The sequence below is a fragment of the Cyclobacterium sp. SOCE241 genome (assembly GCF_056867545.1).
The window spans coordinates 984,430-997,832 of sequence record NZ_CP149779.1 but is presented as its reverse complement, the minus strand read 5'-3'; the positions used below and the strand labels follow the sequence as shown (position 1 = coordinate 997,832).

General features: G+C 37.2%; 17 protein-coding genes. 2 read left to right on the top strand and 15 right to left on the bottom strand.

Translation table 11 applies throughout. From position 1 onward, the window contains the following. Positions 1 to 91: 91 nt before the first annotated feature. The 8 genes from WG932_RS04740 to WG932_RS04705 are packed head-to-tail and all read right to left on the bottom strand — an operon-like array spanning position 92 to position 6,389. Positions 92 to 829, bottom strand: a complete 738-nt coding sequence (locus tag WG932_RS04740; protein ID WP_014022200.1) for a LytR/AlgR family response regulator transcription factor — start codon at positions 827 to 829, stop codon at positions 92 to 94. 5 nt (positions 830 to 834) lie between these two features. Continuing rightward, complete coding sequence (locus WG932_RS04735) at positions 835 to 1,329, bottom strand: sensor histidine kinase (protein WP_483087147.1); 495 nt, start codon at positions 1,327 to 1,329, stop codon at positions 835 to 837. A gap of 17 nt (positions 1,330 to 1,346) precedes the next feature. After that, entirely contained in the window at positions 1,347 to 1,871 is a 525-nt protein-coding gene (locus WG932_RS04730; RefSeq protein ID WP_483087146.1) for a hypothetical protein, read from the bottom strand. Between the two features lie 5 nt (positions 1,872 to 1,876). Next, positions 1,877 to 2,710 carry an ABC transporter permease gene (locus WG932_RS04725; protein WP_483088581.1) on the bottom strand — a complete coding sequence of 278 codons (834 nt, stop codon included), beginning with the start codon at positions 2,708 to 2,710 and terminating at the stop codon, positions 1,877 to 1,879. 53 nt (positions 2,711 to 2,763) lie between these two features. After that, positions 2,764 to 3,096, bottom strand: coding sequence for an ABC transporter permease (locus WG932_RS04720; RefSeq protein ID WP_483087145.1), 333 nt, complete (start codon positions 3,094 to 3,096; stop codon positions 2,764 to 2,766). Between the two features lie 2 nt (positions 3,097 to 3,098). Beyond that, positions 3,099 to 3,842, bottom strand: a complete 744-nt coding sequence (locus WG932_RS04715; protein ID WP_339676896.1) for an ABC transporter ATP-binding protein — start codon at positions 3,840 to 3,842, stop codon at positions 3,099 to 3,101. Between the two features lie 7 nt (positions 3,843 to 3,849). Continuing rightward, positions 3,850 to 5,052 (bottom strand): efflux RND transporter periplasmic adaptor subunit, encoded by a 1,203-nt coding sequence (locus WG932_RS04710; RefSeq protein ID WP_483087144.1) that lies wholly within the window; start codon positions 5,050 to 5,052, stop codon positions 3,850 to 3,852. 11 nt (positions 5,053 to 5,063) lie between these two features. Continuing rightward, entirely contained in the window at positions 5,064 to 6,389 is a 1,326-nt protein-coding gene (locus WG932_RS04705) for a TolC family protein (protein WP_483087143.1), read from the bottom strand. A gap of 195 nt (positions 6,390 to 6,584) precedes the next feature. On the opposite strand from WG932_RS04705, the gene WG932_RS04700 reads away from it, so the two are divergent. Next, positions 6,585 to 6,830 carry a MarC family protein gene (locus WG932_RS04700; RefSeq protein WP_483087142.1) on the top strand — a complete coding sequence of 82 codons (246 nt, stop codon included), beginning with the start codon at positions 6,585 to 6,587 and terminating at the stop codon, positions 6,828 to 6,830. Further along, on the top strand, positions 6,830 to 7,258 hold the full coding sequence (locus WG932_RS04695) for a MarC family protein (RefSeq protein ID WP_483088580.1): 429 nt from the start codon (positions 6,830 to 6,832) through the stop codon (positions 7,256 to 7,258). The genes WG932_RS04700 and WG932_RS04695 overlap by 1 nt, the downstream gene beginning before the upstream one ends. Positions 7,259 to 7,352: 94 nt before the next feature. Here WG932_RS04695 and WG932_RS04690 read toward each other — a convergent pair whose 3' ends face one another. The 7 genes from WG932_RS04690 to WG932_RS04660 all read right to left on the bottom strand — a co-directional run bounded on the left by WG932_RS04690 (position 7,353) and on the right by WG932_RS04660 (position 13,393). Then, positions 7,353 to 7,478: a hypothetical protein gene (locus WG932_RS04690; protein WP_483087141.1), complete on the bottom strand. Its 126-nt coding sequence runs from the start codon at positions 7,476 to 7,478 to the stop codon at positions 7,353 to 7,355. A gap of 405 nt (positions 7,479 to 7,883) precedes the next feature. Next, on the bottom strand, positions 7,884 to 8,435 hold the full coding sequence (locus WG932_RS04685) for a CotH kinase family protein (RefSeq protein ID WP_483087140.1): 552 nt from the start codon (positions 8,433 to 8,435) through the stop codon (positions 7,884 to 7,886). Continuing rightward, positions 8,345 to 9,319: a CotH kinase family protein gene (locus WG932_RS04680; RefSeq protein ID WP_483087139.1), complete on the bottom strand. Its 975-nt coding sequence runs from the start codon at positions 9,317 to 9,319 to the stop codon at positions 8,345 to 8,347. Before WG932_RS04680 ends, WG932_RS04685 begins: the two co-directional genes overlap by 91 nt. A gap of 101 nt (positions 9,320 to 9,420) precedes the next feature. Beyond that, positions 9,421 to 9,747, bottom strand: coding sequence for a hypothetical protein (locus WG932_RS04675; RefSeq protein ID WP_483087138.1), 327 nt, complete (start codon positions 9,745 to 9,747; stop codon positions 9,421 to 9,423). A 537-nt stretch (positions 9,748 to 10,284) separates the two neighbouring features. Beyond that, the gene (locus WG932_RS04670; RefSeq protein WP_483087137.1) at positions 10,285 to 11,337 is read right to left on the bottom strand and encodes an efflux RND transporter permease subunit; all 1,053 of its coding nucleotides are present in this window, start codon (positions 11,335 to 11,337) and stop codon (positions 10,285 to 10,287) included. Between the two features lie 26 nt (positions 11,338 to 11,363). Beyond that, positions 11,364 to 11,720, bottom strand: a complete 357-nt coding sequence (locus WG932_RS04665) for a hypothetical protein (protein ID WP_483087136.1) — start codon at positions 11,718 to 11,720, stop codon at positions 11,364 to 11,366. Further along, the gene (locus WG932_RS04660; RefSeq protein WP_483087135.1) at positions 11,705 to 13,393 is read right to left on the bottom strand and encodes an efflux RND transporter permease subunit; all 1,689 of its coding nucleotides are present in this window, start codon (positions 13,391 to 13,393) and stop codon (positions 11,705 to 11,707) included. The genes WG932_RS04665 and WG932_RS04660 overlap by 16 nt, the downstream gene beginning before the upstream one ends. Positions 13,394 to 13,403: the final 10 nt, after the last annotated feature.

Here is a 13,403-nt window from a genome sequence, read left to right as displayed (position 1 = left end):
TACTAATGAATTAATTTCAATTCAAAATAAAGTTTCTGATATATCAGGACTTTTTGGATTTTGGTTATTATAAAATGACTCCAAGAAATTATCAATGAAGAGAATTCCCATTGATAAATTCCAAAAACTTGGGTTTGTATTGGTCAGAAACTGTGATGCGTTGGTCGTTGATTAGGATTTGACTTCGCTCAATAACTTCAATATTATTTAAGGAAACAATAAATGATCGGTGTACGCGCATAAATTGATTCTCAGGTAATTCATCTTCCAAAGATTTAAGGCTCATGAGTGTTAATATGGGTTTGGGATGGTCCTTCAGCCAAATCTTTATATAATCCTTTAATCCTTCGAAGTACAACACTTCAGAAAGTTTGATTCGAACCTGCTTGTATTCAGATTTTACAAATAAAAACTCATTATTTTCAACTTTTTCCGGTGAAGTTTGTTGTTTCCCTCTTATCAAATTAAACCATGTACTCGCTTTATTTGCTGCCGCCAAAAATTCTGCATAATCAAAAGGTTTCAACAAATAGTCTAAAGCTTCTACTTTAAACCCTTCTAAGGCATACTCATCAAAAGCAGTAGTAAAAATTACCCTGGTGTCTTTGGGAAGCATTTTAGAAAATTCTATACCTGTAAGATCCGGCATCTGAATGTCCAAAAACAGTAAATCCACAGGAGTGGTTTTTAAAAATTCCATGGCTTCAATAGCACTACTGCATTTACCTCTTAAATCAAGAAATGGAGTTTTCTTCGCATAACTTTCCACAAGGTTTAGCGCCATTGGTTCATCATCTACTATCAGACATGAAATTTTAAAATTCTTCATTAAAATTATCCGGTTTCTATAATTAAAGTAACCAAAAACCGATCATCAATAAGTTCATGCTTAAATTGATATTTATTAGGGTATAGCAATTGCAATCGTTTTTCGAGATTTTGAAGTCCAATTCCTGAACCACTTTTATCAGCTACTTTTTTCGGAAAGTTATCATTTTCAATTTTAAAAACCACAATATCATTGTCCAATTTCATTTCAATGTCAATCAAATTTTCACTCCTTGCTGAAATGCCGTGTTTGAATGCATTTTCTATTAAAGATATAAATAATAAAGGTGCTACTGTGATGCCCGTGTTTATGGTGGGAAAATGATAATTTACCTTGGTTTTTTCAGAAACCCTAAGCTTCATCAACTCAATGTATTTCTTCATAAATTCAATTTCTTTGGATATGGGCACTTTTTCCAAATTTGTTTCATAAAGCATATACCGCATTAACTTACTAAGGCTATGGATAGATTTTTTTGCTTCCTCCGGGGAAATATCCACAAGGGAGTAAATATTGTTTAATGAGTTAAAGAAAAATGAGGTTGCAACTGGTAATGCAGATGCTGCAACTCAGTTTTTAATTTATAGTTGGCTGCTTCTTTACTTTCTGCCTCTGTTTTCACCCATTGTTGAGTGGTCTTTATGGCAATGGCAAATATCAAGGGTGCCATATAAGATAGCAACTGAACATAAATAAACATCTTAAAAGATGGACCATTATTGTCTCCTTCTTTATGGGGTTTTCTTGCAAGATCTGCAAAGAAGGTTGTGTCTATCCCTTCTCTTAACCACAATAAAAGCACCAACAAGATAATATTGACCCCAATAAATTCAAGCATTTTCTTTTCAAACAAGAATCGATCGATAAAAAGAAAATAATTGACATAAAAGATAATGGCATAAAATACCAAGGGGATCCAGAAATGAGCAATTACCCTAGTTAATTCCTGTTCCTGCCCATAGGACAAGACATAGGGCATGCTGAATAAAACAAACCACACCAAGAGGTGAGAAAAGGCCGTTATTTTCTTGTTATACTCCATATTTATTATTCGTATCGTAAAGCTGTGATTGGATCCAATGCTGCAGCCTTTCTAGCCGGATACCATCCGAAAAAGATTCCGGTTATCGCACATACAGCAAAAGACACAACAATTGAATACAAAGCCACACTTGTGGGCCAATGTAAGAACTTTTCAATAAAAACTGTAGCTCCTAGTCCCAATACCACACCGAGCAATCCCCCGGTAATACTAATAAGTATGGCTTCAATAAGAAATTGCATCAAAATATCTGATCCCCTTCCCCCAATAGCCATGCGGAGGCCGATTTCCTTTGTCCGTTCTTTAACAGAAACATACATAATGTTCATGATACCGATCCCTCCTATTAACAGTGAAATACTTGCCACTGCTACTAAAAGTATGGTCAACATTTCTGTTGTAGAACTAAAGGTTGAAATCAATTCTTCCATAGATCGGACACTGAAATTATCTTCCTCTGCGTCGGATAATTTATGTTGGGTTCGCATGATATCAATCACCTGATTTACTGCTTCAGGAGCATCTTCTTCACTTACCGCAGATGCCATTACCTGATTTAAATAGTCTATGGCAAGAATTCGTTTTTGTACAGTGGTGTAGGGCGCAATGACCACATCATCTTGGTCTTGTCCAAATGTATTTTCACCTTTTTCCTCAAGCACACCAATTACTTTAAAAGGAATGTTGTTGAATCGAATCATTTGTCCCACCGGCTCAGCTCCATCAGGGAATACATTATCAACCACGGTTTGCCCGATTAATGCTACCTTAGCTGCCGATTGAACTTCAGCTTGGGTAAACATACTTCCACTCTGAAGGTCCAATACTTTGATGGCCAGGTATTCGGGATTTACACCATAGATTGTTGAGGGCCAGTTATTAGACCCGTTGATTACTTGCCCCCTCCATTAACCATGGGGGTAATATGACTCAATAAGGTAGCCTCATCCCGGATGGCTTCATAATCCTCGAAGGTTAATGTTTGCATGTCACTTGCGCTACCTCTTACACCACCTCTTACTTCAGCTCCCGGCCTAATGGTAATGATGTTGGATCCCATGCTGGAAATACTTTCCCGAATGCTTGCTTTCGACCCTTCCCCTATGGCTAACATAGCAATTACGGATGCCACACCAATGATTATCCCTAGCATGGTTAGCAAACTTCTCATTTTATTGAGAACAATGGCTTTAAAAGCAACTTTTAATAAGTTAAATACTCTCATGATTAATGATCTTCAATGGGTAATGCTGCCAATTCTTTCTCAGCAGATAAAATATTAGTATTGAAATAATCCTTGATAATATTTCCATCCTTAAGTACAATGGTCCTGTTACTGAAAGTTGCAATATCAGGCTCATGGGTAACAAAGGTGATGGTTATACCTTTACGGTTTAATTCTTGAAACAAGGACATGATTTCATAGGAAGTTCGGGTATCAAGATTACCTGTCGCTTCATCTGCAAGAATCATAACCGGGTTGTTAACCAATGATCTTGCAATGGCTACGCGTTGCTGTTGCCCACCGGAAAGCTGGGATGGTGTATGGTGTAACCTATCTCCTAACCCTACCATTTCCAATGCTTTAATGGCCCTGGTTTTTCTTTCCTCTGAATTTACTTTCCTATTGTACAATAGGGGCAATTCTACATTCTCAATGGCAGTGGTTCTTGGGAGCAAATTGTAGGATTGAAAAATAAATCCTATTTTTTCATTCCTAATATTAGCCAGCTGGTTTTTAGATAAATCCTTAATACTCACTCCATCAATCTCATAACTACCCGAACTTGGTTGATCCAAGCAACCTAATATATTCAATAATGTACTCTTTCCGGAGCCACTTGAGCCCATTATGGTAACAAACTCACCTCGCTTTATGGTAAAGGAAATTCCTTTTAGGGCGTGAACCGTTTCAGTACCCATGGTGAAGGAGCGTTTTAGCTCATTAATTTTAATGATTTCTTTGCTCATGACTTTTTTATTTTTTTCGGTCTCCACCTGGTCTTTGAGGCATAAAAGGACTTTCGCTATCTGCTACTTTAGATATTTCTTGGCTTGTTTGTTTTAAACTGTAAACCAATTTATCACCCTCCTGAATACCTGATAAGATTTGTACATTTACTCCATCACTAGCCCCTATTTCTATTGCTTTAGAAGATAATGATGAGTCTTTATCTAACACCCAAACCTTGGTTTTTTCACCTTGCTGAATTGATTTAATAGGTGGTAAATTGTTTTGCATATTGTAATCATTCAGACTTTCTACATCCGGTGTAAAGTTTATGGCTTTGGCTTCAGCAGTCAGTACATCATTTAATTCCAAAGTATAAATTGAAATTGTGGCTGTGAGACCAGGTTTTAATTTTAGATCCGGATTATCTGCTCTGATTACAACAGTGTATGTCACAACATTTGAAGTAATAGTCGGGTCAAGTCTTACCTGTGTTACTTCACCTTCAAATGTTTCTCCAACGTAAGCATCAACAGTGAAGGTTACTCTTTGACCTTCTTTAACATTTCCGATATCAGCTTCATCCACATCAGCTTCCACCTGCATTTCTTTTAAATCCTGTGCAATGGTAAATAATGTGGGTGTGCTATAGCTGGCAGCAACTGTTTGTCCTTCGTCAATGTCTCGAGAAAGAACAACCCCATCAATAGGAGAATATATATTGGCATAGCCCAAATTTGTTTTAGCTGCCTGAAGATCAGATAAGCGCTGTGTTACTGTTCCTTTGGCAGTTTCGTAACTATAAAGCGCTTCATCATAATCTGACTTACTTATCACCTGATTCTCATAAAGCTTCTTTTGTCTTTCAAATATGGTTTCAGTATATCTTTTTTGACTTAAAGCATTGTCATAAGCTGCCTGGCTTTGAGTAAGGGCTGCTTTGAGATTCGTCTTGTCCAACTCGGCAATAAGTTGTCCTTCTTTAACCTCACTATTGTAATCAACATATATTTTTTCTACTACCCCTGAAACCTGGGTTCCTACTTCTACCTGTGTGATGGGTTCCATGGTGCCGGTGGCGGTAACCAAAGTGGTAACATTTGCCTTTTTGGCTTTAACCGTTTTCACCTCCATTACCACAACATCCTCTCCTTTGATAAATTTGTAAGCCACTAGGGCAAGTATTACCAATAGGATACTGCCAATGATGACATTTTTTTTAGTTTTCATGTTAAAATTAATTATAGTTTAATGTCGTTTCCTTGATAAAATTGTAACAATTGGTTGTACAGGATATTTAAATACTTGGCCTGCAAGTAATTTTGCTGAGCGTTGGTGTAGGTGTTCTGACTGATTACCAAATCCGTAGTGCTCAAATCTTCAAGCTCATATTTCTTCTGTGCTAGCCTATAGGATTGTTCCGCTGCTTCCTGAGAAGATTTTGCAGCAAGCAATTGTTCTTGGGCTGAAACGGCATTTTGATAAGCAGTTTCAACATTTTTGTAGATGACTTTTTCTGTATTTTGCTTTTGTATTTGCGCTTTTTCTATATTCAAAGCGGCAGTTTTTACTGCAGATTTGGTTTGATTTCTGTTAAAAATCGGAATGGTTAAAGTTAAACCGAGTCTTTGGTTAAAGTTGGAATTGTATTGATCTGAGAAAGAAAGATAATTGATACTGGTATAGCCGGTACCTACACTTCCGTTCAATGATAACGTTGGCTTGTAGGCACCTTTGGCGATGTCAAGTTCCTTTTCATTAATAGCAATGCTTAAATCACTTACTTCTACTTCCGGTAAAATTTGAAGAGCCTTGTAATAAATAGCAGTTTTGTTGAGTTCAAGATTTATTAAATCCAAATCCTTGTTAAGGGTTTGGATTTCAATTTCCTGCGTTGGAGAAAGTTCTAACAATTGTTTTAAGTCAATGATATATTGCTCATAAGTGTTTTTGGCTGTGATTACGTTGAACTTATTTGTGGCTGCCTGGCTTTGCGCTTCTGTATAATCAGATAAGGCTATAGTTCCTGCATCCAACCTTGCTTTGGCACGTAAAACTTCCTTTTCAGAAGCCTCCAGATTATTTTCTGCTATGGTAATGCTTTCTTTGCTGTACAGGGCACGTAAATAGGTCTCCAAAATATTTAGGGCAATGTTATTTTTCTCCACCTCTTCCTGAAAAATACTTTGCTCCATCAGCAATTTATTTTGCTCAATTTGGTTATTCAGTTGATTACCTTGGTAAAGTGTAATGGAACTGTTGATGCCTAAATTGTTACTATTGATTTTTTCAGAGACGAAATCACTTGTGATGGGATCTATACTATTTCCGCTAGTAAAAGTTTGTGAAGCGCTGCCAAATAAATTAGGTAATCTGGCGGACTTGGCCCTATCATAATCTACTTCTGCCAAGTCTGTATTCAGAAAAGCATCCTTAACCGTGATATTATTTTCAAGGGCATAATTAATACAATCCTCCAGTGACCAAATTTCCGAGCTGGGTGCAACTTCCTGTGCATTGATTGGCTGCACAAAAAATAAGCTAAATATTAGAAGGTACCGTTTCATTTTTTAAAGTGTTTTAGATTAACACTTTAAAGGTGAGATTATATGCTATTTTATTAAAGTGCAATAGACGTTTGCCACTATTGCCTATACAAAAGCCCTGAATTTATCGATGGGGAAAATTGATGACTAACTGTTCTAATCCAAATTGGCATACATTCTGTTGAATGTTTCTATTGTAGAACAATACTATTCATTATGGATTGGAATCTGAACCTAAACTTTTTAGCAGCAATGTTGGCCATGGTAAATCCAATTGGTCTTATTCCTATATGGTATGAAATGACAGGGGATGCATCACCAAAAGTAAGAAGGAAAATTGCCCTAATGGTTACGGGTACTTCCTTCTTGACATTACTTTTATTTTTAATTTTAGGGGAGTATATTTTGGTTTTTTTAATATTGATATTGAAGTTTTTAAGATTGCAGGAGGGTTTCTTTTGATGTTCACAGCATTGTCTATGATAAATGGATCTGCTACCAAACTAGAAGAATTAAAAGAAGAGGCAGATACCAATTTTGGGTTGGCCAAGCTGAGGTTTGAAAAAGTAATGGTTCCGCTTGTCATTCCGATGTTGGCCGGTCCCGGATCAATAACCACCGTGTTATTGTATAGCTTCCGCGCCACCGGTCCAACTACTTATGTGGGATTATCCGGTATTTTATTGCTCAGTTATTTTTTACTGTTTCTGGTTTTCAGTTTTTCCTATAAAGTGGAAAATAAGGTGGATGACATTCTGTTTGTAGGATTCACCCGATTATTTGGTTTAATAGTTGCTGCAATTGCCGTTCAATTTATGGTCGAAGGATTGGGAGAAGTTTTCCCAAATTGGATGGAAGGTGGGTCTGCTGTCGAACTAGAAGATGAATAAAACTGCTTATGGCACACTAAACTATTGGCCGATTCAATGGATAAAATGGTAAGAATTGGAGTTTTATTTGGCCGAAGATTAATTTTTAGATTCGTCACCTTTCATCATAAACCTCTCCGCTATAGTTATCTGTATCAAATACGAAGGTGCTTTCCGGAAGTCCCTGATTTATTTTGATGTTAGTATATGCGTAAGTAGTAATGGTTTGCTTTCTGTTCACAAGGACAACTTTCTCCTGGATTTTTGAAGTTTCATTGATCCAGAGCCTTGCCTAATGGTAGTTCAGTTCCTTTTCCGCAGCTACAGGTAACCAATGATTTAATATTACATATCCTATTTTAACTTGGGATTTTTCAAGAAGGTTGTTTTTAGGGTTTAAAATTAGCTTAATTTAACCAAATACGGGTTGAATTATTTTGTTTAAATAATTTAAATATAATGCAAAATAAGTTTCCCTTTAGTCAAGAAAATAATGATAAACTTAAATTTTACCATAATAGCAAAACACCAGCACCTGAAGAAGTTTTTTCTAAGAAATCACTTTTCCCGGCACTGGTGAACATAAACAACCTAAACTTACTTATAACTATAATCGGGTATTAAATATTTAAACTTTCTATTTTTTCTAATTATTTAGGTAACTACTTACTGCATTAGCTCTTGATGTTGCATGGGACATTAATGTGCTAACTGCATTTTGAAAGTCCCCACTGCTATTCAAAAAGGTATAACCATTGTTTTCACTGGTGGCATATTGTTCTATCAAAGCTGCATAGGTGGTGTATTTTGCTTGGACAGTACTAGTGTTAAATGCACCATTGATAACTTCCTCTACATAAGCATCATATTTTGCCTTGTAAACCTCATCAGCATATAAGTAACCAATCAATGGCCAGCTGGAGGCATTCAATCCGGAGAAATTTAATGGTAAACTTCCCTGTTGGTTTCCATTTTGAAGGGCTTCATTATGGTCCCAAGGAATCCAATTCAATTTATCAGTATCAGGATCATTGTACAGAAAATAATTATGTGTCATCCTCCCGTAAGTATCCCAATTTTGAATGATTGTATTTACGGCCAAGTACTTTAAGAAAACATCTGTGTCAAAAACTTGCTCAAGATTGGCTCTCCAAAGGGCCGGATCTGATGTTCTTGTAGCATCATGTAATACCGACAATAAACTTTCAACATCGGAGAAATCTCCTCATCCTCATTGGTCTTCTTCACATATTCATCTTCGTCAAAAGTTCCATAGGCAAAGCTGGCAGCATCTCCATCAGGCTTGTACAAATTTCCATCGTTGTCATTGTACTGGGTATCAATAACCGTATCATCAACTTCTTCGACCAAGGTGTACAATCCAAAATAAATCGGGCCATCTCCATAGTCAACATAGACAGTATAAAAGGCAGTATGTGAAGCTACTAATCCGGCATCTCGAAACACTTCAGTCGCAACCTTTTCTCTTAGCATGGATTTGTCATTGTAGTTATTCTTCAAGCTTAACTTCTTGAAACCATAAAAGCGTTGGTTTTTTATTTGTGGATAATCATCCTCAAATTCATCAAAATCAAGTTTAAATGATAACTTTAAAATCCCTGACTGCCAACTACTTTGTAAGCTGGAATTGCCTTTGAATCGAACCCCCACTTTGTACCATTCTTTATCTTCATAAAATATTTCAGCAGGTACAAAAACGGGATCTTCATCTGAAAAATTACCGGCTCCACCCGGGCCACCACCACCCCGAGAACCAAAAGTACCGTATATATTGGTCATATCACTGATCATGGTCTGCCAGCGATCTTCTGTAATGACTATATCCAACCTTTTAACCTCCTGATCATTGAACACTTCATCAAAATCAGGATCAACATCATTGCTATGCGTTGCTGTGGTCCAATCGGTAGCTTCAAAATCAGTATCATCTATGATTACCTCAACCTCATCATCTTCCTCATCAACAACTTCTTCAACATCTTCCACACAAGAAGCTAAAGCGAAAACAAAAGGCAATAGATACAAGAATTTTGTATACCTCAATAATGATGTATTTTTCATTTTTTCATTTTCGTCAAATTTGGGCCTTTAACCAACACCATTAATTACCAGTTGCTGATTGAAATTAGAAATTAAGACCTTTCATTAAAGATTACTTAAGGTTAATTATTCTCTGGGTCCCCTAGCAGGTCGGCTACCTCGTTCTTTTTTTTTTCTAAATAAGTTTCCAACTGGTTTTCAGTTAAAGTAGCCTGTAACTCGGTATCCATTTTTTCCCTTGCCTCTTTGGCAGTTTTTCTAGATTTTAAGTCATCTGCATACTTTTCGTGTATGGATTTCCATTCTGTTGCCTGTTCTTCTGATAGGCCCAATTCTTTAGTGGCCATTTCAATCATTTCATCCGTTGTAGGAGGTTCGGGTCTTTTACCTTGTGCGTAAGCCATCGACGTAAAAGCAACCATTGCGAGCATTATTAATATCTTTTTCATTTTTATTTTTTATTTTCCTCTTTAGACGCAGGTGTTTTAAAAATCCCTCTCTGTCAATTAAAAAAAAATCAATTTCAGCGAAATTTATTATTGAATAGATTAGGAAATAGAGTGAAATAAACCTGTAACTAACTTATGTTATGGGAGTTGTAAAATTTGTTCAGATTAAAAAAAATTAAAAAGAATTGTAAAATAGATTAATATTCAAAATAAAAATGAATCCTTTTAAGGATAATTTAGGAGCTTTTTTCCTTAAAAAATAAGGAGCAAAATATTTGAAGGCCAAGCTGGAGCCTTAGATTGAATGCCCTGATGCCTCTATGCCATCTCATAAGTTTTTTGTGGTAAAAAATTCTCTCTTACTGGTCGCAAAAGGAAGAATTAGCTAGGCTACTTAATATAAAACTATATTTGCCTTAATATTCATCCAAAAAATAAGCTTCCACATTTTAACCTTCTTTGCTCAACTTTTTCATCTAACAACAGAAAAGTTGGGTTAAGGTCTTAGGTCATTATTTATTTTTAGGCCTCATGGTACTAGGTATTTACCTTTTCTTTGGATTTAACTGCAGCTACTAAATCTTCAAAAATCATATAAAGACATGGAACAATTACTAAAATAATGGCTGTAGCGAATATGATCCCAAAACCTAAAGAAATGGCCATAGGAATAAGCTGGAATGCTTGACTTGAAGTCTCTAGAATTATGGGGGTCAAACCTCCAAAAGTGGTCAAAGTGGTCAAAATAATAGGCCTGAAGCGCCTTACACCTGCTTCATGAATGGCTTCGTAAGCCGAAAACGCTTTCCGATTTTTATTGGCATAATCAATCATAATTAGCGAATCATTCACCACCACTCCTGATAAAGCGATTACACCCATAAGGCTAACCAAAGATAAATCATATCCCAAGAGAATATGACCTATGACAGCACCAACAATTCCAAATGGTATGGCCAACATGATAATGATAGGCTGGGAATAGCTATTCAATGCAATGGCTAAAAGACAGAAAATCAAAAGCATAGCAATTATAAAACCTGACCATAGGGCTTCGGTAGATTCCCGCATTTGGGCTTGGCTTCCTTCATAGGTCCAAGCAATTCCGGGGAAATCAGCCCGGAGTTGAGGCAAAACTTGTTGGTTTAATGCTTTAAGCACTCTGGTTTGGGCCGCAGGAGGTTCTACGTCCATTCCTACATTCACCACTCTTTTTCCATCTCTTCTGTTAATATTGGTAAAAGTCTCTCCTTCCTTGACCCGAACCACATCCAATAATGGAACAGATACACCATTGGGAGCCTGAATGATAAAATCTTCTAGATAATGGATGTCTTTTCGCTCTTCAAGGGGTAGTTTTACCCTAACCTCAAATTCATTGATTCCTCTTAATTGTCTCATGGCCAAAGCACCAAAAAAGGCATCCCTAACTTGCTGTCCGACCATATTGGGAGTTAAGCCTAAATTTCGGCCTTCCGGTAACAGCTCAAAGCCCAATTGGCGTTTTCCTTTGTTATAATTATCACTTACATCACGGGTTTCAGTAAAAGATTCCACACGCTCCAAAAATGCCTGACTGGCTCTTTCCAAAACTTCTATGTCTGGATGACTTAAATCTACACTAATATCTTGTCTGGCACCGCCGGACCTCTTTCAGCCTCAAAATTAATTTGATCAACTCCTTTTATGTCACCAATATTGTCTCTCCATATTGCTATCAATTCTTTGGGGCCCATGTCTCGTTGATCCGGTGGCTTCATTACAATTTCCACATCAATAAAGTCCTTACCTCGAACATTGGTTTTGACACCATAGGCTACTTCATATAGGTCATAATCCTCAAACATCTTGTGGGTATTGTTTGTAATTTCAGTAGCTACTTTAGCTGCTTGGTCGTTTGTCGTTCCTACAGGCAGTCGAACTGCAGCTTCAATTTCATCTGCTGCAACTTCCGGCATCAAGACCGTTCCCATATGATCACTGTACGCAAACCACCCACCAGCACCAATAGTGATATGGCAGCTGAAAAAGTAAGGTATCTGTTTCTCAGGCAGAGATCCAAAAAGGGCTTGTAATACTTGTTTATTACCCGGTTAAAACCGGTAGCGATAGAGTTTTGCCAAACCTCCAATTTTTTCACCCAAGCATGCTTCTTTTCTCTCGGTGATTTGGTTACATGTGAAGGTAAAATAAATAAGGCTTCAAATAAGGAGACGAATAAAACTACGATTACTACCACAGGAAGAGGCCACCAGTATTTACCGGTTTCTCCGGGAATAAATAATAAAGGAACAAAGGCAATAACTGTAGTAAGAATACTAATGATTACTGGTTTGGAAACATCTTTTGCTCCATGGATGGCAGCGTCAATATAAGAATAGCCCTTTTGTCGAAATTCATAAATATTTTCTCCTACCACTATGGCATCGTCAACCACAATTCCCAAAACAATCAAAAACCCAAACATGGAGATCATATTGATACTTAATCCAACAATGGGAAGAAAAAGCATGGCCCCAACAAAGGATACCGTCATTCCCATCATCACCCAAAATGCTAGCCTGTATTCTAGAAATAGACCCAATATAACCAATACAATCACGATGGCCATTAATCCATTTTCTGTTAACAAAGACAGTCTTTCTCGAAAATCTTCAGCCCGATTGCTTTCAATTCTAACTTTCACCCCGGGTGGCAAACTTGGCTCAAACTCCGTCAAAATACTTTTGACCTTTTCTTCGATTTCAAGGGGAGACTGATCTCCTATTCGGAAAACTTCCAGATCCACAGTGTTTTGTTGTTCAAATTGTCCATTGAAGCCAACCTCTTCAAAACCATCTCGAATGCTAGCAATGTCTCCCAATTTAATGGTTGCTCCGGAAGCTGAGGAAATAATATCTATATTAGCAAATTCTTCAGCGATAAGCTTCCTTTCTTCCATCCGAAGAAGGATTTCTCCAGACAAAGTTTCTATAGACCCGGCAGGAATATCCCTGCTGGAAGCTTCAATTAAATCCGCTATCTCCCCTAAAGTAAGGTTGTATTGTAATAGTGTATTTCTGGGAATTTCCACATGGGTCACAAAGTCCGGTACATTACCGATTTCAACCTGAGTAATTTGCTCATCACCTAGTAATCTTGTTCTTAGCCGTTCGGCCAAAATCCTAAGTGTCCATACATCTACATTGCCATAAATCCCAACTTGCATCACATCCATTTGCTGGTTCTGTAAAACAATTTGAGGCCTTTCAATGTCATCAGGAAAAGTTTGGATCCGACTTACTGCTTGGTTGATATCTTGTAAGGCTTTCATTCGGTCTGTGCCGGGAATCAACCAAATCTCTACGGTGCCTGAACCCTCATTTGCTGATGATATCAGTTCCATGATCCCTTGGACTTCACGTACTTTTTCCTCAACAGGTAGCACAATACCTTGCTCTACTTCCTCAGGAGCAGCTCCGGGATATACGACAGAAACCTCAACGATGTCCAATTGAAACTGAGGAAATACTTCTTTTTGGATAGTATACATGGTATAAATACCACCAACCAAGAAAATCACCATCAAAAGATTAGTAATGATGGGGTTCCTGGCCATAAAAGCAATAGGGCCTCTCTCTGATACCTGGTTTGATTGTTCATTCATGGTATTTCCT

Bases quoted from the DNA above. Each gene is read 5' to 3' on its own strand.
- WG932_RS04740 (WP_014022200.1), bottom strand. From the start codon at position 829: ATGAAGAATTTTAAAATTTCATGTCTGATAGTAGATGATGAACCAATG.
- WG932_RS04730 (WP_483087146.1), bottom strand. From the start codon at position 1,871: ATGGAGTATAACAAGAAAATAACGGCCTTTTCTCACCTCTTGGTGTGG.
- WG932_RS04720 (WP_483087145.1), bottom strand. From the start codon at position 3,096: ATGAGAGTATTTAACTTATTAAAAGTTGCTTTTAAAGCCATTGTTCTC.
- WG932_RS04715 (WP_339676896.1), bottom strand. From the start codon at position 3,842: ATGAGCAAAGAAATCATTAAAATTAATGAGCTAAAACGCTCCTTCACC.
- WG932_RS04710 (WP_483087144.1), bottom strand. From the start codon at position 5,052: ATGAAAACTAAAAAAAATGTCATCATTGGCAGTATCCTATTGGTAATA.
- WG932_RS04705 (WP_483087143.1), bottom strand. From the start codon at position 6,389: ATGAAACGGTACCTTCTAATATTTAGCTTATTTTTTGTGCAGCCAATC.
- WG932_RS04700 (WP_483087142.1), top strand. From the start codon at position 6,585: ATGGATTGGAATCTGAACCTAAACTTTTTAGCAGCAATGTTGGCCATG.
- WG932_RS04695 (WP_483088580.1), top strand. From the start codon at position 6,830: ATGTTCACAGCATTGTCTATGATAAATGGATCTGCTACCAAACTAGAA.
- WG932_RS04680 (WP_483087139.1), bottom strand. From the start codon at position 9,319: ATGAAAAATACATCATTATTGAGGTATACAAAATTCTTGTATCTATTG.
- WG932_RS04675 (WP_483087138.1), bottom strand. From the start codon at position 9,747: ATGAAAAAGATATTAATAATGCTCGCAATGGTTGCTTTTACGTCGATG.
- WG932_RS04665 (WP_483087136.1), bottom strand. From the start codon at position 11,720: ATGGGAACGGTCTTGATGCCGGAAGTTGCAGCAGATGAAATTGAAGCT.
- WG932_RS04660 (WP_483087135.1), bottom strand. From the start codon at position 13,393: ATGAATGAACAATCAAACCAGGTATCAGAGAGAGGCCCTATTGCTTTT.